Here is an 18,682-nt window from a genome sequence, read left to right as displayed (position 1 = left end):
GGAAATACCCCATGGACAATATGACTGAGAATAACACCGCTAGCGGCACGGCTGCTACGGACCCGCTCGCAGCAAGTTTCGATGCAATTTTGAAGAGCGAAGAGCATGAAGCTCGCATCAGCGCGGTAGAGAGCAATGTTGATGGCATCAAAGCCGATGTCACCAGCTTGCAAGGGGAAACCCGGCAGTTGAAAGACGGTCTGGCGCGTATTGCCAGTGCAGCAGCTCGGCCTGCACTGTCGACCAGCAATGGTGAAGCTGTGACAGGCACAAAAAGTATCTCGCGCAGCCCTGCAACACAGCAATTTGTTGATGGCTATTTGCGGCGCGGGCAAAGCGGGGAGGTTAAGAGCTTTAGTGCAAATAGCGGCCCAGAGGGCGGCTTTGCTGTACCGCAGGAAATTGACGCTGTTATCGGGCGTGTTCTGACTGACATTTCCCCCATTCGTGCCATTGCTAATGTCGTGCAAACAGGAAGTGCGGGTTATCGCAAGCTGGTTACTCATGGCGGTACTCCGTCGGGCTGGGTGAGCGAAACTGCTGGCCGACCTGAAACCGATACACCGGAATTTGCCGAAATCGCGCCGCCCACTGGCGAGCTTTATGCCAATCCTGCGGCGAGTCAGGCCATGCTGGATGATGCAGCATTTGATGTTGAAAGCTGGCTGGCCGGAGAGATTGCCGAGGAATTTGCGCGTGCGGAAGGCGCGGCTTTTGTTGGTGGCACTGGCAATAACCAACCGGCTGGCTTTCTCACTGCTCCGGTCAGCGCTAATGGTGATGATGCAAGGCCTTTTGGCACCTTGCAAGTAATCGGTACGGGCGCGGATGGCGGCTTTTCTGCTGTCAATCCAGAAGATCGCCTGATCGATTTGGTGCACAGCCTTAAGCCTGGCTATCGGCAAGGTGCTAGTTTTGTGATGAATTCATCGACACTGGCGATTATCCGCAAGTTCAAAACTGCCGATGGCGCGTTTTTGTGGCAGGCAGGTCTTGCTGAAGGTCGTCCGGACACTTTGCTGGGTTATCCTGTGGTTGAGGCAGAGGATATGCCCGATATTGCGGATGACAGCCTATCAATCGCCTTTGGTAATTTCCGCGCCGGTTATTTGATTACAGAGCGCAGCGCGACCAATATTCTGCGTGATCCGTTTACCAACAAACCCTTTGTGCACTTTTATGCGACCAAGCGTGTTGGCGGGCAGGTGGTGAACTCTGAAGCGATCAAATTGCTCCAGTTCACCGCCTAATAGCATCGCACATATTTGCTTATCTGTTTCGCTCCAATGCCTTTTGGCCTTGGGGTTTTGTCTGCGCCGCTGGTTCGTCCCCTACCAGCGGCGCAGACACCTATATGATCTGAAAGGAAGCTTTCATGCAGAGATTATTCTTCGCTGATCGAATCTTGGAAAGCAGCCTGTCCGTCGGCACTGGACCGTTACAACTGACTGGCGCCGTTCCGGGCTTTCGCAGTTTTGCAGAAGCCGCGACGCCAGATGAAACATTTGCCTATGTCATTACTGGCGAGGGTGTGGTGCCGCAATGGGAAGTCGGTATCGGGCATTTGGTGCCACAAGGCGAAAATTTTGCTGTAGAACGGCTTGCCGATATTTCCAGCGATGGAGCAGGAGCGTGTGACTTTATAGCGGGACAAAAAACCATTGCCCTGACGGCCTCTGCCCGCTGGTTCAGTGAAGCACAAGAACCGCCAATAGTGGACCAGCCCACAGCGCCAATATTGCACGTGCCGCAATTTGAAAATGGCTGGGGCAATTTCGCGCCATGGGCAGCACCAGTGCAATATTATAAAGGCGCGGACCAGCGGGTATATCTGTCTGGTAATATTGGTGGCGGCGCAGGCGGTAACAATATTATCCTCTTCACCTTGCCAAATGATATGGGACCATCAGCGACCGAATTTTTCACCGTGCGCAATTCAGGCTCCAGCGATGTTGTCGGGATCTTTATCCGTTCAAATGGCGATGTCGTGCTGCAATCAGGTTCACCTGCTTGGTTCAGCCTGTCGGGCATCAGCTTTCTGGCAGACAGCTAATGCCCGTTCCGCTTGATAATAATGTGCCGGTTACAGCCGCGATGCCGCTGGCTGTGCAACCGCTTGCCGGGTCGGCAAAATGGCCATTGCCATTGTCCGTGCAGCGGCGCGGGCATCAGCCATCGGCTCAGAACCGCACCGCCAAACCGGTACGCCGTCCAAGACATGGCTAATTACAGGATTTGTAAATATGGGTTATTACCTCAAAGATCCGCAATCGCGGCTCGATTATCACATGGACTGGGCGGCAGAATATCTGGGCCAAGAGTCACTCTCTACAAGCAGTTGGCATATCGATCCGCATGAAAGTGGCGGGTTGGAAGTCGTCGATAGCGGTCATGATCCGGCGCGTGCGTTTGTGATCGTCTCCGGCGGTATTGCCGGGCATGTCTATACGCTGACAAACCGTGTCACGCTCAATTCCGGCATTGCAGATGAGCGGACCATCACGATCAGAGTGGAGGCACGATAATGTCCATCGCACAGGAAACAGCGCCTCCGCTTATATCATCGGCGGCATTGGCAGAGCTCAAAGCGCATCTGGGATTATCCTTATCGCAAGATGACGCCGTGCTTAGCGGATATTTGCGTGCTGCATTCTCATTATGTGAGGCTTTTACGGGCAAAGCTCTTTTGCAGCGGGCAGTGACGCACAAATTGGTCATGCATCATGCTGCGCAGTCACTGGCTTATATGCCGGTTATTGCTATCACTTCTGTCAGCAAAACCACTGCTAATGGCATGAAAACCGCACTGCCCGTAGCCAGCTATCGCATTGATATTGATGACCGACAGAAAGCATGTGTCACACTGCTCGGCCCATTGCCGATATTGGATGGCGGTGAGCATGTGGTGGCGCAATATAGTGTCGGACTGGCATCGCAATGGACCTATCTGCCGGATGCGTTGCGTCAGGGAATTATCATGCTGGCCGCCCATTTTTATAATCAGCCGCGCGATGCACAGACCCATCCTCCGGCTGCGGTAACGGCATTGTGGCGGCCCTGGCGGCATTTGCGGGTGGCATGATATGGCGATCAATAATCTCACAGGCTTTGGCCGCAGCATAGAGCGGCGCAGTGCACAGCTTGCCGATGCGGCCGTGCAAAGCCGCCTTGAGGGTGTCGCTACACAATTATCGGCGTTGGCGCTGGGCGTAGTGGTTGACCGCGATAGGATCAACAATCAGGTGACAGTTCGTGGCCGTGATGTGGCGCGGCGATATTTTGATGATGAGCGATTTCATTTGATTGGACGGGATTAAGCCGATGGAGAACAGAACCATGACCCTGGCCCCAGAGATTGCTCTGCGCCGCCATATTCAGACTTTCTTGGCTGGTCATACAGTGCTTGGCGCTGTTTTGGACCGTGTTGATGATCCGGCAGCTCGCCCTTCATCGGGCCGGCAATTGTCAGTCTCTATTGCTGAAGCAAGGGATTGGAGCGGCGGCGGTTTTACCGGACGCGAGGTGCAATTGGTGCTGAGCCTGCAAGATGATGCACGGGATGATGAACAGCTTGGAGAGGCTTTGGGCGTTATCGACCAAGTTCTTGATCAAGTACCCAGTGAAATGCCTGGTTGGTGCATCGTTAATTTGCAGCCATTGGTGCGCCGGATTTTGCGCGGGTCAGATGCCAGGTGGCGCACAATGGGCCGTTACCGCATCCGCATGGTCGCGCAATTGACATCATAAAATTATGAAAGGATAAGATTATGGCGGCAGAAAAAGGCAGCGCCTTTTTGTTGAAAATTGGCAATGACGAAGATCCTGTGGCATTTTCCACCGTGGCTGGATTACGCACCACGCAGATGAGCATAAATGGCGATGCTGTTGTTATTACCAATAAGGACTCTGGCGGCTGGCGTGAGCTTTTATCAGGTGCGGGGGTGCGCTCTATCTCCGTTTCCGGTGCTGGTGTTTTTCTGGGCAGCGAGGCAGAAACGCGGATACGCGGCCATGCGCTTGCTGGGACAATTGATAGCTACGAATTAAGTTTTGAAGGCGGTGAGCGCATGCAAGGTCGTTTTCTGGTGTCGCGTCTCGACTATTCGGGCGATTTTAATGGAGAGCGCAATTATACGCTAAGCCTTGAAAGTTCCGGTGCGGTTGCGGCTTTATGAGCGCTGTAGAAACCCAGGCGAACCGACTGAGAGGCGAGGCCCAGCTCAGCATTGAGGGTCAGAATTATTTGCTGCGCCCCAGCTTTGCCGCTTTGGTTGCCGCAGAGCAGGAATTGGGGCCGTTATTTGCATTGGTAGAGCGCGCATCATCGGGCCAGTTGACGCTGGATGAGATGGCGACTTTGTTCTGGCATTGTGTGGCACATCGCCCTGACGGTCTGACGCAATCCAATGTCGGTCAGGCAATAGCCTCACAAGGTCTGGCCAATATTACGCCGACACTGCGCTTGATCTTGCAACAGATTTTGGCGGGATCATAAGCCATGACTGGCGGCGCGAAACAAGATGCGGCCAACCGCCAATGCTTTTCAGACAATGCTTTGGCACTGGCGGGCTTGGCTGGCCGCAATCTGGGTTGGCGGCCTGATGATTTCTGGCAGGCCACGCCTGTTGAGCTCTGCGCAATGCTTGGTTTGACCCCCAGAAAACCGGACAGCAATATCGCCGAAGACACCATTAATAGCTTGCTAAAGGAATTTCCTGATGGATGATGTAGTCGAAGAGTTGGTGGTCGCAGTGCGCGCGGATACGCAAAGTTTTTCGCGTGATGTTGATGCGATGCGTGGTGCTTTGGATAATGCGCTGGGCGATGGTTTTGGCCGTGCTGGACGGGCATTAGAGCAGGGATTGTTAAGTGCTGTAAGGCGCGGCTCGCTGGATTTTGATGATTTGCGCGCCACGGCCTTGAACGCATTGGATGATATTGCAGATGCTGCCATCGCAGCGGGTTTGCAGAGCATTGGGTTCACGTCTGGTCAATCCGGCCAAAGCGGCGGCCAATTTGATGCAGGACTTATCGGTTCTCTTTTGGGATTGCCCGGCCGAGCAACAGGCGGGCCAGTCTCCCCTGGCAGAGCCTTTGCCGTAGGAGAGAATGGGCCGGAGGTTTTTGTCCCAACCAGCAGCGGCAATATCGTACCGCTCGAGCCAGCTTCACGCGGCGCAATGCAGCTATCGATCACCGTTAATAGCAATGGCGGCTTGCGCGATAGCGAGGCTCTGCAACGATCGTCACGACAAATTGCCCGCAGTGTCAGCTCAGCCTTAAGGCGCAACCGCAGCTAGGTCTTTGCAGACTGGCTGCCTGCTGGTCTGATGGATCTGCTAAATTGCCAGAAACCCCGAAAATAAGAGGAGACGCATATGCCTTTTTGGTTGGCAGAGCGCCGTAATGGGCAGGATAGTGACATTATCCAGCGCTTTGATCCGCGTTTCTGGACCGTCAATTTCCCGCGACCAATGATGGCCTCGGTCATCACAACGGCGACAGATGCCTTACGTATTGATGCTGTATTTTATGATGATGCCGCGCTTGCCGGTCTGATTTGGGAGAGTGAGGATATACTTGATCACCCGCTGCTGGCTTATGACACAGACCGTGATTATAGCCATAGCAGCCTCAGCTTTCATTGGCGTTCGCACGGTATAATGCCGCTCAATGCGGTTAATGGCCCTACACTGACTATAGAAGGTCGTGATGCAAATGGCGCGCCGCGCAGTTGGTTTGTGCGGTTGTGGAATTATGCCCAGGGCAGCCCCGAAGATGCACGGATCACGCTTAACTTTGAACAGCTGGATGGCGGCTTTCTGTTGCCTGCAGAGGCTGACCGTGTCTATGCACATGACATAGATCGCATGTTTATCTCTCTGGTGCCGCCGCAATTTACCGGCAGCGGCACCTCCTTTGTATCTGGCGTAGAAGCATGGGTCGAGATTAGCGATATTGTCTGTGCGGGTGAACGCGCAATGCTGGATATTGGCGATGCCATGCTGCCGGATACGGGCCTGTGCATGGCTACGGCCTATGATGATAGCTTCAATCAAACGCCCGAACGTCTTTTGCGCGCGATTGGCCATTTGGGTTATGGCGAAACCATCAATCATTATGTTGGTATGAGCCATTATTTTGAGCTTGCGCCCTCAGGTAACGGGCTGTTTGTTGCCGTGGGTGACAATGCTTTGAACCAGCCTTGCCGACAATGGCACAAGGATTTTGCCCAAAGAGCAAAAGCGGCTGGCCATAGCCTGATATTCTCTCTGTCATATGAGCTTTTCGATGCCCATTGTTTTGATGATTGGAAGCAGCGGGCAGAAAATGGCGACCCCGCGCTTACAGGCTGGGTGCCACCATCCGCCTTGCTCAGCCCAGTGCATAGCGGAGCGATGGAGTATCTGCAGGCTGTAGGGTGCGAATTTGCGCAACTGCTGCATGATAATGGCCTGCCGGTCCGTTTTCAAATTGGCGAGCCATGGTGGTGGGTGACCTTTGATGGCCGTATCTGTTTGTATGACGATGCTGCGCGGTCAGCTTTTGGCGATTTGCTGGTCTCTATTGATACGATATTCCAACCTATGGACGCCGCGCAAAAGGCACTTTTGGATCGTGCGGGTGAACTATTGGCGCAATCAACAGCTGATCTAGGCGAAGCGGTACGTAGTCATCTGGGTGCGGCCGATGTGGAACTCAGCATATTGATCTATCTGCCGACCATTGCGGACCCCAATGCACCGGATGTTTTGCGGGCCAATATCCCTGTCGGATGGGCGCGACCTGCTTTTGATGTGTTGCAGTTGGAAGACTATGATTGGGCCGTGGCGCGGCAAACGGGTGCGCGTGCTCGCGCTTTATCGCTTGTCGCAGACCGCTTGGGCTATCCGCTGCATGAACAGCATTATTTCGCAGGCTTTGTCTTGCGGCCCGAAGATCGGGGCGAGTGGCGGCCCATTGTTGAGGCCGCTGAAGAGGCGCGGTCTCGCATGATCCCGACGGTGTTTTTCTGGGCATTGCCGCAGGTTGCGCGCGATGGCCTTACCTATTTTCCTGATATGGGAGCTTCTGAAATGCAGGCCTTTGACGATGTTCGTTTTCCCCTCGCGCTTAGTCAGGAAGTTTTGGCGGAAGCGCGATTTTCAACACAGATTTTAACAACATCCGGGGGGCATGAGCGGCGCAACAGCCGATGGAGCGATGCCTTGATGCGCTTTGATGTTGGGCCAGCATTAAGGTCTGAACGCGATCTGGCGACTTTAATGGCATTCTACAGAGCGCGGCGCGGACCAGCCAGAGCATTTAGGCTGCGTGATCCTTTCGATTATGATTCGCGTCAGTTCGATAGCGGGCCCGATAATGGCGCCGCGGATCAACCGCTCGGCATAGGCAATGGCGAGCGTAGCAATTTCCAACTGGTCAAACATTATGGCCCTGTCGACGATCCACAAATACGCAGAATCACGCATCCTGTTGCCGATCAGGTGGCAATCAGCATGGATGGAGAGGATGTATCCGGTTGGATGCTGTTGGCTGGCGGGGTTGTTGCTTTCGATACACCGCCGCCTGAAGGCGCTATATTACGAGCGCATTATGTTTTTGATGTACCGGTACGCTTTGCCGAAGACAGTTTGGCGATTAACGCTGCGACCTTTGCCGCTGGAGAAGCAACCAGCATAGTCTTGGTTGAAGTGCGCCAAGCAGATAGCGATCAAGAGACAGGACCAATTGCGGCATGAGCTGGTTTGCTACAGAACTGGACAGTGCGATCATGCTTTGGCGACTGGAGCGTGCAGATGGCGTGACACTGGGGTTTGCTGCGCATGATCGCGATGTATGGCGCGGCAATATACAATATCGCGCAGCGCCGGGAATGCGGCCATCCGCTATCGAACTGCATGGAAACCCTGAAGCTGAAACCATGGATATTGAGGGTGTTCTGAGCAGTGACGCCATTGATGAAGATGATCTGGCTGCTGGTCGGTGGGACAGCGCCCGCATGGCTATTGGCATAGCAGATTGGCAAGATGCCGATCGTCAACCCGATTGGATTTTAGAAGCCCAATTTGGGGAAATTATCCGGCGGGAAGACAGTTTTCAGGTCGAGCTGCTTAGTGGCAAGAATGTTCTAAATCAGGCATTATGTCCCCGCACATCGCCATCATGCCGGGCGGAATTTGGTGATCGTGCATGTGGATTATCCAGATCGCGTTTCCGCAGATTAGCAGCCGTTACAACAGTGGATGATGCCAATGCGGCTATTAGTTTTGCAGGGATTGACGCGAATATCGCACAAAATTTCGTTGAAGGTGATGTGCATTGGGTATCTGGTGCAAATAGAGGTCTTTCACAGCGTGTAATATCCTTTGACGGTGCTGGTCTTTGCCTGCTGCCCTCACCATATTTTTCTATCATGCCGGGTGATAAGGCACGTCTGACACAGGGTTGCGACAAGACTTTGGCCACCTGTCAGAACCGTTATGCCAATGTTATCAACTTCCGGGGTGAACCGCACTTGCCCGGTAATGACTTGCTGACACGGTTCCCTAATTAATGGCGGAGTATGAATTGCTGGCGATGGTTTCTGTCCAGCAAGGCGAACAAATAGCCGAGGCCGCCAAGCAATGCATAGGCAGTCCATTTAGATTACATGGGCGCTGCTTACATAAGGGGTTGGATTGCGTCGGCGTGGCTCTTCACGCTTTGCGATCAGTCCGCGATGTCCCGGCGCCGCCAGACACGTACAGCTTGCGTGGGCCAGGACAGTCCACGGTTTTGCTATGGGCGCAGTCCGCGGGTCTTTTGCGACTGGGTAAGGACGATAATGGACAATCAGGTGATATTGTCTTGGTCGCTCCAGCCGCTGGCCAATCCCATTTGCTGGTCAAGGTGCCAACTGGTTTCGTCCATGCGCATCTGGGATGCCGTAAGACTCTGCTGACCACCAGTTTGAGCCCATGGCCAGTACAGATCCGCTGGCGGCTTGCTGCCAAATAAAGCGCAATGAGTGCAAAGATAACCAGTCTGCCGGATACAAAATAAGGATATTGATATGGCAACATTGGTATTAACTGCTGTGGGAACAGCCGTAGGCGGGCCTATTGGCGGCGCAATTGGCGCGATTATAGGGCGGCAGGTTGATGGTGTTCTTTTCGGCAGCAATGATCGCGAGGGGCCGCGTTTAACCGATCTTGCTGTCCAAACATCGCAATATGGTTCTTTGGTACCGCGCATATATGGCCGCATGCGGGTGGCGGGCACTGTGATCTGGGCAACCGATCTTATTGAAAGCCGGGAAAGGCAAGGTGGCGGCAAGGGCAGGCCGGGCACAGTCCAGTTTTCTTATGGTGTTTCCATGGCTGTGGTTTTATCGAGTCGGCCACTAAAAAACGTCAAAAGAATTTGGGCCGAAGGCAATTTGCTGCGCGGAGAGGCTGGTGATTTCAAAACCAATACCGGCTTTCGTTTTTACAATGGCCATGGCGACCAAGACCCCGATCCTCTCATTGCGGCAATGGAAGGCGAAGACGCTGCTCTGGGTTATCGCGGGTTGGCATATTGTGTCTTTGAAGAACTGGATCTGACGGATTTTGGCAATCGTATTCCGTCCCTGACGTTCGAAGTTGAAGCAGATGCAGCACCGCTTTCGCCAAGCGATATATTTGCAGACTTTGCACATCTAGACTCAAATAGTCCGAAACAACCCGCAGAGATACTGGGTTACTCTGCTCAGGCAGATCGTCAGGTGCAAGTGCTGGATGAAATGGCTACAAGCTTTCCGCATCATATTGATTGGACCATGGATGGGTTGCGGCTAACGCGCCGCGACTTGATTCCCGCCGATGACATTTTAACGGTTCGGGATGCGGATATTATCCATCAAGAGGGAGATAGCGGCACTCCAGCTGAGCAACGGATGCGGCCACATGCACGTGCGCAGCAAATCCAGCTGCGATATTATGAGCCTGAACGCGATTATCAGGCGGGTATCCGCCGTTCACTCAACGGGAATATTGGGCGCGCGCCAGCTATTTTTGATATGCCAGCGGCTCTTACAGCCAGTAACGCACAAAATATTACTCAGCGCCTCTATCGCTACAGCCAATATCAAGATCGGGAACGGACACTGCATATGGCGCGGCTTGATCCGATGCTGCGGCCGGGTCGGACAATCCGTATCGAAACTGAGGCTGGGCTTTGGCGAATCGATCAATGGCGTTTCAGTGTTGAAGGTGTTTCTCTGGAACTGATCCGCGATGAATCTGGCAAAGACACTGCGCCTGCCCAAGCAGAGGCGGGCCGTAGCCTATCAGCCCCTGACCAGATTGCCATTGCCGGCGTACTAGATATTTTCGATCTGCCAGCAACGGCAGAACTTTCCCCTAATGCAGTAAATCTGGCTGCTACAGTGCGCGAAGATATCGCTGGTTCTGATACATCTGGCGCATCTATATGGCGTGGCGGCGCGCTTTACCGGGCCACCGCAGATGGTGGCCTGCTAGACTTTATAGGGCCAGTTCAAGCGCAAGCTGATTATGGTACCTTGCTTAATGGTGTTTCACCAGCAACGGGCATTATGCGCGATTATAACGAACATCTGATTATTGCATTTGAAGGCGCTGATCCATTTTTGGCAAATATTGATCAAGACGGTTTGGCTAGTGGCGACAATATGCTGCTGCTGGGCGATGAAGTTATACAGTTTGAACGCGCTGAGTATCTGGGCGAAGGTCAATATCGCCTCTCCGGTTTATACCGAGCATTGGGGGATGGCTTGGGCGCTGAAAATGGTCATGAAGCTGGGACGCGCTGCTTATTGCTCAATCACAATGTTGCATACGTTCCTGCGAGTGGGAATATACTTCGCCAGACGGGAGATTACGCGCTTGTTTCTCGCGGGATTTCAAACTTGTCCTTCGCGCAAACGTCAATGATAAGAGCACTGCGTCCATTGCCCCCTGTGCATCTGTGTTGGCAGATTCGTCCTCCCTCCAGTAACACCCAAAGTGGGCAGCCGGTTTATATATCGCAGCTGAGATGGGTGAGGCGAAGCCGCATCCCGTTTCTGTGGAGTGACGGCGTAGACATGCCGCTGGTTGAAGAGAGAGAGGCGTATAGTATTGGCTTCTGGCAAGCATCGGCAATCGATCATGCTTTAGGAGCAGACATTATAACTTCCGGGCCGCCGTTTTTATCATTCGAAACTGATCAGTCATTACTTAGCCTATCCGCTGAAGATCAAGATATTTTGGCATCTTCCGGCGAGACTATCGTCGCCATTATACGCCAATTGGGCACATATGCGACATCAAAACCAGCCACATTATATTTTCAAATACCCTAGCTATTCTGCCGAGCAATTTCTTCAAAGGAGCTTTATACTATGTCGCAAAGCCCAGTTTTTAATGCAGCGGATCGTAGTGCGCGACTCGGACTGCCTTTTTTATTTCCGTCCCAAGCGCACAAAGAAGTAACGGTGAATGAAGCATTGGAAAAAATCGATGCCGTTATGACTCCAGCTATTGTTGGTTTAGCTGACAACCCAGATACTCTTCAGCCCGTTCGTGGCGAATCTTGGCTGATCTCTGGAAATTCCTCGGGAGAGTGGGAGGGATGCGAAAACCATATTGCATATTGGTCGAGCACTGGATGGCGTTTATGCGCTCCAATTGAAGGACAACATATTTATGACCGCTCCAATGGCGGTATGTTGTTTTTTCGTGAGGGGGCGTGGAAGAGCTATATAGCACCCGAATTAGCTAGTGGCGGCGACGTAGTTGATGAACAGGCAAGAGTCGCTATTTCCGCAGTGATTGATAGGCTAGTTGAGATAGGGGTTCTGTATCCACAGCTTTGATTATAAGATACAATATGGATGCGGTTAAATGGTAATCTGCCCTCATTTTTTGACAAATATGAATGTAAAGGCGACATTTTGGCAACACTTAGCTTCATTTGATGTCTTGCGCCTTATCAATCATCGCGCTAATTAGAGGCTTGAGTTTGTTAAGAATCCGAAAGGGGATCCCAAATGCGGAAGTTAGTCATCGGACTGGCATTAGCGTCGACGGCACTCACCACACCTGCTTTTGCACGTGACGGCGAGTGGTATATCGGTGTTGATGGCGGTATCACTATCGTAGAAGACATTGAGTATGACGTAAATGGAGTAGAGGGCGGCAACAGTGTTAGCTCTGATACTGGGTATGACGTAGGCGGCTATGTCGGCTATGACTTTGGTTTTTTCCGCCTCGAAGGTGAAGTAAGCTACCGTGAAGCAGATCCTGATTTCCTTAATGGCATCTCCGGTTTTCCAGTTGGTGATTTTGCGCCTCCATTCACTACAGGTAACTTTCCTGGTGTAGCAGGATCAACTAATGTTTTAGCATTTATGCTGAATGGCTTGCTTGATTTCGGTGAAGATGACGGAATTCAAGGCTTTGTTGGCGGTGGTGTAGGTATCGCTCGTACTGACGTTTCCCTTACCGCTCAAACGTCTGACGGCGGCCCCGGTGTTGATGATTCAGACACTGGCTTCGCTTGGCAAGGTCTTGCTGGCATCCGCGCGCCAATATCTGACAGTTGGGATATTGGTTTGAAATATCGCTATTTCAACTCTGATTCTTTGAGCATCGTTGATCGTACAGGCCGTAACCTCGACGGTCGTATCCGTACGCACAGCCTTTTGGGTAGTATAATTTATAACTTCGGCGGTGATACTCCGCCTCCACCGGCACCTCCGCCGCCACCACCTCCGCCACCACCACCTCCGCCACCACCACCTCCGCCACCACCTGCACCGGTAGTGACATGTGAAAAAGGCCCTTACATTGTGTTCTTCGATTTCGATAAATCGAATATCACACCTGAGGCGGCAACAATTTTGGACAATGCAGTATCCGCCTATGGTAACTGTAATAATGTTCCTATCATGCTTGCTGGTCACGCTGACCGTTCTGGCTCACAAAGCTACAATGTTGGCTTGTCACAACGTCGTAACGAATCAGTTCGTGCTTATCTGACATCACGCGGCGTTTCTGCTGGTGCGATTTCTAGCGAAGCATTTGGCGAGTCGGCACCACGTGTTGATACTGCTGACGGTGTTCGTGAATTGCAAAACCGTCGTGTGGAAATCACATACGGCCCAGGTTCAGGCAACTAATAGCCTAATAGCTAACAAAAAGGGTCGGCTTAATTGCCGACCCTTTTTTTGTGCGCGCTCCATATTTCACTACCGCCATGTTTGCCGCTTTTATGTAAGATTACCGTGGGATAGTTGACCGTTAACCCTTATTGTGTATGCGAATACACCGTAATCAGTTGGGCTCTCGATAATAGCCAAGGAAGCAGGTGCTATATGAAAATTGCAATGATAGGCTCAGGCTATGTCGGTCTTGTTTCTGGCGCATGTTTTTCAGACTTTGGTCATGATGTTGTCTGCGTCGATAAAGATGCGGCTAAGATTGATGGTCTCCGCGCTGGCAAGATGCCAATTTATGAACCAGGCTTGGATGCACTGGTCACTTCCAATGCAGACGCTGGACGGTTAAGTTTTACGACCGATTTGGCCAGCGCTGTAGCAGATGCCGACGCCATCTTTATCGCTGTCGGCACTCCGTCGCGCCGCGGTGATGGCCATGCTGATTTGCAATATGTCTATGCTGCTGCACGAGAGATTGGTGAGAATCTCAAGAAATCTGCCGTTGTCGTTAACAAGTCCACTGTGCCAGTCGGTACAGGCGACGAGGTTGAACGCATATTGCGAGAAACCAATCCGAACGTGACTGTACATGTTGTCTCTAACCCCGAGTTTCTGCGTGAAGGCGCGGCGATTGGAGATTTTAAACGCCCTGATCGCATCGTTATTGGTTGTGAGCATGAGGAGGCCCAGCGCGTTATGCGTGAGGTTTATCGGCCATTATTTTTGAATGAGGCGCCTATTCTTTTCACAGGACGACGCACGGCAGAAATCACCAAATATGCCGCCAATGCATTTCTTGCGACAAAAATTACTTTCATCAACGAAGTGGCGGATTTGTGCGAGAAAGTTGGCGCAGATATTCAGGATGTCTCACGCGGCATCGGGCTCGATAATCGCATTGGTGCCAAATTTTTGCATGCAGGCCCTGGCTATGGTGGCTCATGCTTTCCTAAAGACACGCTTGCTCTGCTGAAAACCAGCCAAGATTATAACAGCCCGATGCGCATCGTCGAATCGGTTGTGCAGGTGAATGATAATCGTAAGCGTGCAATGGGCCGCAAAGTTATTGATGCGCTTAATGGCGATGTTCGTGGCCGTAAGATTGCTCTGCTTGGTTTGACTTTCAAACCCAATACTGATGATATGCGCGACGCACCTTCCATTGCTATTGCACAAGCGCTGCTTGATGGCGGTGCGTCTTTAACGGGGTATGATCCAGAAGGCATGGAGGCAGCATCAGCAATCATGCCTGAAGTATCAATGGCCAAAGACAGCTATGAAGCTGTAATTGATGCGGATGCCATAGTGATTGTTACGGAATGGGATGCATTTCGCGCGCTTGATTTGCGCCGGATGCGCGAACTTGCAGCCCAGCCAGTGCTGATTGACCTTAGGAATATATATAACCCTGAGGAAGCCAAGGCCATAGGGTTCACCTATTATAGCGTTGGTCGGTAAAGCCGGCTTCATCAGCAACGACCAATATTGTAGCGCTGAGATTAGACAGCCTCTCCCGCCGCTCGCGCGCGTTCTAATACGGTGCGTTCCATTTCCGGCACACGCTTAATCAACAATATAAGCAGCAACAATATTATTGGGAACATTCCCAAGACAGAGAGCATGGCAAAGCGCAAATCTCCTGTTACATCACTAATTAATCCTACCACATACGGCCCCATGCCAAGGCCTATGATATTGGTGCCTAGTAGAAATATTGCAGCGGCCGTACCGCGCATGCGCGGCAGTACCAAATCTTGAGTCGTTGCGGCTATAGGCGCCAGCCACATGATTTGAAGAAAGTTGCTTGCGCCTAGCAAGACATAAAAGAGCGTAAGATTCTCTGTGGTTAGCTGGAAATATGTGGCAATGGCGCTGAAGCCCAGCGCGAAAAAAACTACATAAACGCGGCCCGAGGCATTAATTTTCTTTGCACGATCGGACAAAGCGCCACCAAAAATCGTCCCTAAACCGCCGCTAATGGCCAATATCCAGCCCAATGTGATTGCCGATTCTGGGCCAACGCCAAATGTCTGGCTGCTATACAGGAAGATAAAAGGCGACAGGCCATAGCTGGCAAATGAGGCCAAGCCCCCCACCAGAGAGAGCATGGCAAAGCTCTTATTCCCAATCAGTTTGGCGGCCGGAAGGTCGCGATTGCGGATGGATTGTAACCAGCTAAAGCTGCAATAAACGCCTATAGCCATGGCCGTCCATTGCACAACATTGGTGGTGATAGTGATTCCGCCAATGCTGCCAATTGGCGCCTTTTTGCCTTCTGCTAGCAAGCCATCTGTCCAAAAAACCAACAATATTGCAAAGGCGATACTGGCCCCCAAAACAAGAATGTTGCGATGCAGAGCGCTGCGGTCGTTCTTCACCTTTGCAAGGTTGATGATGCTGAATGGAGGGAACATTGTTGCCATTTCACGGGCAACATCTTTGAAGGGGTGTGGAGCTTCTTTGATGGATTTTATGCCGTCGAAAAGGCCGCGCACCGGTTCGCGCACAGTGAAACGGACAAGCAGAGCGAGCAATAAACCCGGGACCCCGAAAGCCAAGAATGTGGCTTGCCAGCCTGCTAAACCAAAGGGCCGCGTTTCGGGGGTAAAGTTGCTATCCCAATAGCCGATGACCGCGCCGCCAAATATAAGCGATGCACCTACTCCGACATAGATGCCGCTGCTATAAAATGCGAGCGCGGTTGCCCTTTGCCTTTTGGGAAAATAATCCTGAATCAATGAATAGGCTGCTGGTGAAGCGCTGGCTTCACCGATGCCTACGCCTATACGCGCAGCACCGAGCTGGGCAAAATTTCCTGCAAAACCGCTAACGGCAGTCATGGCCGACCATAAGCTAAGCCCTAGCGAGATTGTCTTTACGCGGTTCCACCCATCAGCCAGTTTTGCCAATGGAATGCCAAAGAGTGCGTAGAAAAGCGCAAATGCCGTGCCGAATAATAGGCCTATTTGCGCGTCGCTAAGGTTCAGATCAGTTTTTAATGATGGGGCGAGTATTGTTATGATTTGCCGATCTAAAAAGTTGAATGCGTAAAACACGACCAGCAATGACAGAACATAATAGCTATATATGCGCCCCGGTGCTTTGGCCTGATCGATATCGCTGCTCATGGGAGCCGCCTCTGCGTCGACTTTGGTCCCCTTTGAGGCCATAGCATATTCTCCTATTTTTATTTTATTGCATCTGGCTAACATGGCAGAGACAATAAGCAACGCGAAAATCTATCAGGGTCAACATCACCATGGCATCCATTCTGTTTGTCTGTCTGGGCAATATCTGTCGATCACCATTGGCCGAAGGGGTGGCCGCAGCATTTGCGATGCAAAATGGCAAAGAAGTGCGGCTCGACTCGGCAGGGACGGGAGCTTGGCATATTGGCAATCCTCCTGATTCGCGAAGCATAGCTATCGCGCAATCTTATGGCGTGGATATATCACGGCAAAAAGCACGTCAGTTGAAATTGGCCGATTTTGCGCGTTTTGATCTGATCTGCGCAATGGATCGGCAAAACTTGGCGGATATTGAGGCGTTGCGCGCTGCAAATTTGGAAGCCTCAGACCATGCCGAGATCTGTCTGTTACTAGACTTTGCTCCTAGCGACATCGGGCAGGATGTGCCGGACCCCTATTATGGTGATGGTTCAGATTTTCTGCATGTCTGGACATTGGTCAATCAGGCTATGCCCAGTCTCTTTTCTTCGTTGCTTGGCGAAGACTAATAAATCTTCTGACTAAGCACCTGCAGCCGAATCTCCAGATTGTGGTGGCTTGCGTTTGATGATGAGTCTTATGAGTTCGCTCAGAGTTTCAGGCAATAAAAGCCGCAAAGTCAGCACATAGACGAGACCGCCTATCGCCACCATTACGCCGAATCTGAAAATGTTTTGCAAAAGATCAAGTGAAAGGCCGGGCAGCAGAAACGCGCCAACCAGATAAACGACAACACCCATAATGGCTGAAGCTGATGCGGCAGGCCACATTGCTTTGAGCAATTGTAGGGCACTAATATTGATCCATCTATGTGCTTGCCAAAAAGTGAAAGCGGTCAAAAGCGGAAATGCAATAAGCCAACCATAAGCCATGCCGATAGTTCCAAACTGCACGGCAAGGGCGAAAGTCGCGGACATGATAATTGCGCCGAACATAGCATTGCGCATGGTTATTTGCGGTTTACCTAGAGCATTGAGCGCTGGCCCGAACAAAATCTGCAATGTCATAAAGGGCATGGCGAGCGAGATAATTTGCAGCAATGGCCCCAAGCTGAACCATTTTTCGACAAAGACGATATGAACAAGCTCGTTCGCAGTGACGGACAGACCTATATAGAGTGGGCATGACACCAACAATATGAGCCGCACCGCTTTTAAGAATGACCAGCTTAGACGCGAGGGGTCATTTTGCAGTTGCGCATAAGCAGGAAAGGCGACCGCATTGAGCGGTGGGATAAACTTGGTCGCAAATATCTGCGCCAGAAACAGTGCCGTGGCATATATACCCAATGCATCGGTGGCGATAAACCGGCCAGCGATGAATATGCTGGATTGCGATTGGATGACCCAGAACAAATGGCCAATCAGCATAGCCGAGCCAAAACTGATCATCGCGCCTGTTCCGCGAAAGTCGAAGCTGGGCATATAAAAGAATCGGCCCGCCAGTGTCAGTCCAATAGCCCGCGTCCAGAATAATGATATCGGCGCAAAGACCAATGCCCACACGCCCCAGTCAGATAGGGCAAGGACAAAAGCAACAACCGCGCCTATTATGGCGGCGATCAAATTGACGATTGCCTGCCTTTTGAAATCAAGCTGCCTGCTCATCAACACTTCGGGAATCACAATAAACGGTGTCGCCAGATATATAAGGGCCTGAACCCAGAGCATATTGGCGACAATAGGCTCCTGATAATAGGCCGCCACAATCGGTGCGAGTGCGATTTGGGCTATCGCAAGAATCATATTGAGAAGAATCAATAGGCCAAAAGCCTGGCGAATCTGTTTGCGACTCACATTTTCAGACTGAATCAGTGAACTGGCAAAGCCATAGCCATTCAAAAAAGCCAGAAAGGCCAATAAAGTTTGCGACATAGCAAACAGGCCATAATCTGATGGATCAAGTATCCTGATAACTGCAAGTGTTGATCCCCAGGTGAGTATCTGAGCAAGGATTTGACTGCCCGAACGCCAGAAAAGTGCGGTTTTGACAGTGTCGCCAAAACCCGACTTACCAGCAGAGGTGCTTGTATTTGCGGGTTTTACACCCATATCATCTGTAACGTGGTCACTCATGAGGACGCTTCTAACGCACATTTGCAAATTTTTTTGCAACAAAATTACGAAAGTGTGTTGACGGAATCAGAAGCCCCCCATATATGACCTCTCACCGGCACGGAGATGACGCTCTAAACGCTTCTACGGATCGGTCGCCAACATAATCGGACAACAGTCCCCCGGTACAAAGGATC

At 51.7% G+C, this 18,682-nt stretch carries 21 protein-coding genes; 19 read left to right on the top strand and 2 right to left on the bottom strand.

The features are described 5' to 3' along the window. Positions 1-11 precede the first annotated feature (11 nt). From ACR9YC_RS12535 to ACR9YC_RS12450, 18 genes are all read left to right on the top strand, one after another. Positions 12-1,250: a phage major capsid protein gene (locus ACR9YC_RS12535; protein WP_438728161.1), complete on the top strand. Its 1,239-nt coding sequence runs from the start codon at positions 12-14 to the stop codon at positions 1,248-1,250. Positions 1,251-1,375: 125 nt separating this feature from the next. Beyond that, complete coding sequence (locus ACR9YC_RS12530; RefSeq protein WP_438728159.1) at positions 1,376-2,053, top strand: hypothetical protein; 678 nt, start codon at positions 1,376-1,378, stop codon at positions 2,051-2,053. Then, positions 2,053-2,226 (top strand): hypothetical protein, encoded by a 174-nt coding sequence (locus tag ACR9YC_RS12525; protein WP_438728156.1) that lies wholly within the window; start codon positions 2,053-2,055, stop codon positions 2,224-2,226. Before ACR9YC_RS12530 ends, ACR9YC_RS12525 begins: the two co-directional genes overlap by 1 nt. A gap of 17 nt (positions 2,227-2,243) precedes the next feature. Continuing rightward, positions 2,244-2,525 (top strand): phage fiber-tail adaptor protein, encoded by a 282-nt coding sequence (locus tag ACR9YC_RS12520; RefSeq protein WP_438728154.1) that lies wholly within the window; start codon positions 2,244-2,246, stop codon positions 2,523-2,525. Then, positions 2,525-3,082, top strand: a complete 558-nt coding sequence (locus tag ACR9YC_RS12515; RefSeq protein WP_438728152.1) for a head-tail connector protein — start codon at positions 2,525-2,527, stop codon at positions 3,080-3,082. The genes ACR9YC_RS12520 and ACR9YC_RS12515 overlap by 1 nt, the downstream gene beginning before the upstream one ends. 1 nt (position 3,083) lies before the next feature. Further along, positions 3,084-3,317, top strand: a complete 234-nt coding sequence (locus ACR9YC_RS12510) for a hypothetical protein (protein ID WP_438728150.1) — start codon at positions 3,084-3,086, stop codon at positions 3,315-3,317. A 19-nt stretch (positions 3,318-3,336) separates the two neighbouring features. Continuing rightward, positions 3,337-3,747, top strand: coding sequence for a tail completion protein gp17 (gene gp17 / locus ACR9YC_RS12505; RefSeq protein WP_438728147.1), 411 nt, complete (start codon positions 3,337-3,339; stop codon positions 3,745-3,747). A gap of 20 nt (positions 3,748-3,767) precedes the next feature. After that, positions 3,768-4,175, top strand: a complete 408-nt coding sequence (locus tag ACR9YC_RS12500; protein ID WP_438728145.1) for a phage major tail protein, TP901-1 family — start codon at positions 3,768-3,770, stop codon at positions 4,173-4,175. Then, positions 4,172-4,495, top strand: coding sequence for a gene transfer agent family protein (locus ACR9YC_RS12495; RefSeq protein ID WP_438728143.1), 324 nt, complete (start codon positions 4,172-4,174; stop codon positions 4,493-4,495). Before ACR9YC_RS12500 ends, ACR9YC_RS12495 begins: the two co-directional genes overlap by 4 nt. Before the next feature lie 3 nt (positions 4,496-4,498). After that, on the top strand, positions 4,499-4,726 hold the full coding sequence (locus tag ACR9YC_RS12490; RefSeq protein ID WP_438728140.1) for a phage tail assembly chaperone: 228 nt from the start codon (positions 4,499-4,501) through the stop codon (positions 4,724-4,726). Then, positions 4,719-5,300: a tail tape measure protein gene (locus ACR9YC_RS12485; RefSeq protein WP_438728138.1), complete on the top strand. Its 582-nt coding sequence runs from the start codon at positions 4,719-4,721 to the stop codon at positions 5,298-5,300. The genes ACR9YC_RS12490 and ACR9YC_RS12485 overlap by 8 nt, the downstream gene beginning before the upstream one ends. Positions 5,301-5,378: 78 nt before the next feature. Beyond that, the gene (locus ACR9YC_RS12480; protein ID WP_438728136.1) at positions 5,379-7,742 is read left to right on the top strand and encodes a DUF2460 domain-containing protein; all 2,364 of its coding nucleotides are present in this window, start codon (positions 5,379-5,381) and stop codon (positions 7,740-7,742) included. After that, on the top strand, positions 7,739-8,557 hold the full coding sequence (locus tag ACR9YC_RS12475; RefSeq protein WP_438728134.1) for a DUF2163 domain-containing protein: 819 nt from the start codon (positions 7,739-7,741) through the stop codon (positions 8,555-8,557). The genes ACR9YC_RS12480 and ACR9YC_RS12475 overlap by 4 nt, the downstream gene beginning before the upstream one ends. Continuing rightward, complete coding sequence (locus ACR9YC_RS12470; RefSeq protein ID WP_438728131.1) at positions 8,557-9,000, top strand: peptidoglycan endopeptidase; 444 nt, start codon at positions 8,557-8,559, stop codon at positions 8,998-9,000. Before ACR9YC_RS12475 ends, ACR9YC_RS12470 begins: the two co-directional genes overlap by 1 nt. Positions 9,001-9,055: 55 nt before the next feature. Next, the gene (locus tag ACR9YC_RS12465) at positions 9,056-11,347 is read left to right on the top strand and encodes a phage tail protein (RefSeq protein ID WP_438728129.1); all 2,292 of its coding nucleotides are present in this window, start codon (positions 9,056-9,058) and stop codon (positions 11,345-11,347) included. A gap of 39 nt (positions 11,348-11,386) precedes the next feature. Beyond that, positions 11,387-11,860 (top strand): DUF2793 domain-containing protein, encoded by a 474-nt coding sequence (locus ACR9YC_RS12460; protein WP_438728127.1) that lies wholly within the window; start codon positions 11,387-11,389, stop codon positions 11,858-11,860. A gap of 174 nt (positions 11,861-12,034) precedes the next feature. Beyond that, entirely contained in the window at positions 12,035-13,165 is a 1,131-nt protein-coding gene (locus tag ACR9YC_RS12455; RefSeq protein ID WP_438728125.1) for an OmpA family protein, read from the top strand. A 195-nt stretch (positions 13,166-13,360) separates the two neighbouring features. Beyond that, positions 13,361-14,662 (top strand): UDP-glucose dehydrogenase family protein, encoded by a 1,302-nt coding sequence (locus tag ACR9YC_RS12450; RefSeq protein ID WP_438728123.1) that lies wholly within the window; start codon positions 13,361-13,363, stop codon positions 14,660-14,662. Between the two features lie 41 nt (positions 14,663-14,703). Here ACR9YC_RS12450 and ACR9YC_RS12445 read toward each other — a convergent pair whose 3' ends face one another. Then, entirely contained in the window at positions 14,704-16,332 is a 1,629-nt protein-coding gene (locus tag ACR9YC_RS12445; RefSeq protein ID WP_438728121.1) for a spinster family MFS transporter, read from the bottom strand. 131 nt (positions 16,333-16,463) lie between these two features. Here ACR9YC_RS12445 and ACR9YC_RS12440 point away from each other — a divergent pair, with 131 nt between their 5' ends. Beyond that, on the top strand, positions 16,464-16,940 hold the full coding sequence (locus ACR9YC_RS12440; RefSeq protein ID WP_438728119.1) for a low molecular weight protein-tyrosine-phosphatase: 477 nt from the start codon (positions 16,464-16,466) through the stop codon (positions 16,938-16,940). A 12-nt stretch (positions 16,941-16,952) separates the two neighbouring features. Here ACR9YC_RS12440 and ACR9YC_RS12435 read toward each other — a convergent pair whose 3' ends face one another. Continuing rightward, positions 16,953-18,506: a lipopolysaccharide biosynthesis protein gene (locus ACR9YC_RS12435; protein WP_438728117.1), complete on the bottom strand. Its 1,554-nt coding sequence runs from the start codon at positions 18,504-18,506 to the stop codon at positions 16,953-16,955. Positions 18,507-18,682: the final 176 nt, after the last annotated feature.

The sequence above is a fragment of the Parasphingorhabdus sp. DH2-15 genome (assembly GCF_051668705.1).
Classification (GTDB): Bacteria; Pseudomonadota; Alphaproteobacteria; order Sphingomonadales; family Sphingomonadaceae; genus Alterisphingorhabdus.
This window is presented reverse-complemented; position numbering and strand designations above follow the sequence as displayed.

Bases quoted from the DNA above. Each gene is read 5' to 3' on its own strand.
- ACR9YC_RS12535 (WP_438728161.1), top strand. From the start codon at position 12: ATGGACAATATGACTGAGAATAACACCGCTAGCGGCACGGCTGCTACG.
- ACR9YC_RS12530 (WP_438728159.1), top strand. From the start codon at position 1,376: ATGCAGAGATTATTCTTCGCTGATCGAATCTTGGAAAGCAGCCTGTCC.
- ACR9YC_RS12525 (WP_438728156.1), top strand. From the start codon at position 2,053: ATGCCCGTTCCGCTTGATAATAATGTGCCGGTTACAGCCGCGATGCCG.
- ACR9YC_RS12520 (WP_438728154.1), top strand. From the start codon at position 2,244: ATGGGTTATTACCTCAAAGATCCGCAATCGCGGCTCGATTATCACATG.
- ACR9YC_RS12515 (WP_438728152.1), top strand. From the start codon at position 2,525: ATGTCCATCGCACAGGAAACAGCGCCTCCGCTTATATCATCGGCGGCA.
- ACR9YC_RS12510 (WP_438728150.1), top strand. From the start codon at position 3,084: ATGGCGATCAATAATCTCACAGGCTTTGGCCGCAGCATAGAGCGGCGC.
- gp17 (WP_438728147.1), top strand. From the start codon at position 3,337: ATGACCCTGGCCCCAGAGATTGCTCTGCGCCGCCATATTCAGACTTTC.
- ACR9YC_RS12500 (WP_438728145.1), top strand. From the start codon at position 3,768: ATGGCGGCAGAAAAAGGCAGCGCCTTTTTGTTGAAAATTGGCAATGAC.
- ACR9YC_RS12495 (WP_438728143.1), top strand. From the start codon at position 4,172: ATGAGCGCTGTAGAAACCCAGGCGAACCGACTGAGAGGCGAGGCCCAG.
- ACR9YC_RS12490 (WP_438728140.1), top strand. From the start codon at position 4,499: ATGACTGGCGGCGCGAAACAAGATGCGGCCAACCGCCAATGCTTTTCA.
- ACR9YC_RS12485 (WP_438728138.1), top strand. From the start codon at position 4,719: ATGGATGATGTAGTCGAAGAGTTGGTGGTCGCAGTGCGCGCGGATACG.
- ACR9YC_RS12480 (WP_438728136.1), top strand. From the start codon at position 5,379: ATGCCTTTTTGGTTGGCAGAGCGCCGTAATGGGCAGGATAGTGACATT.
- ACR9YC_RS12475 (WP_438728134.1), top strand. From the start codon at position 7,739: ATGAGCTGGTTTGCTACAGAACTGGACAGTGCGATCATGCTTTGGCGA.
- ACR9YC_RS12470 (WP_438728131.1), top strand. From the start codon at position 8,557: ATGGCGGAGTATGAATTGCTGGCGATGGTTTCTGTCCAGCAAGGCGAA.
- ACR9YC_RS12465 (WP_438728129.1), top strand. From the start codon at position 9,056: ATGGCAACATTGGTATTAACTGCTGTGGGAACAGCCGTAGGCGGGCCT.
- ACR9YC_RS12460 (WP_438728127.1), top strand. From the start codon at position 11,387: ATGTCGCAAAGCCCAGTTTTTAATGCAGCGGATCGTAGTGCGCGACTC.
- ACR9YC_RS12455 (WP_438728125.1), top strand. From the start codon at position 12,035: ATGCGGAAGTTAGTCATCGGACTGGCATTAGCGTCGACGGCACTCACC.
- ACR9YC_RS12450 (WP_438728123.1), top strand. From the start codon at position 13,361: ATGAAAATTGCAATGATAGGCTCAGGCTATGTCGGTCTTGTTTCTGGC.
- ACR9YC_RS12445 (WP_438728121.1), bottom strand. From the start codon at position 16,332: ATGAGCAGCGATATCGATCAGGCCAAAGCACCGGGGCGCATATATAGC.
- ACR9YC_RS12440 (WP_438728119.1), top strand. From the start codon at position 16,464: ATGGCATCCATTCTGTTTGTCTGTCTGGGCAATATCTGTCGATCACCA.
- ACR9YC_RS12435 (WP_438728117.1), bottom strand. From the start codon at position 18,506: ATGAGTGACCACGTTACAGATGATATGGGTGTAAAACCCGCAAATACA.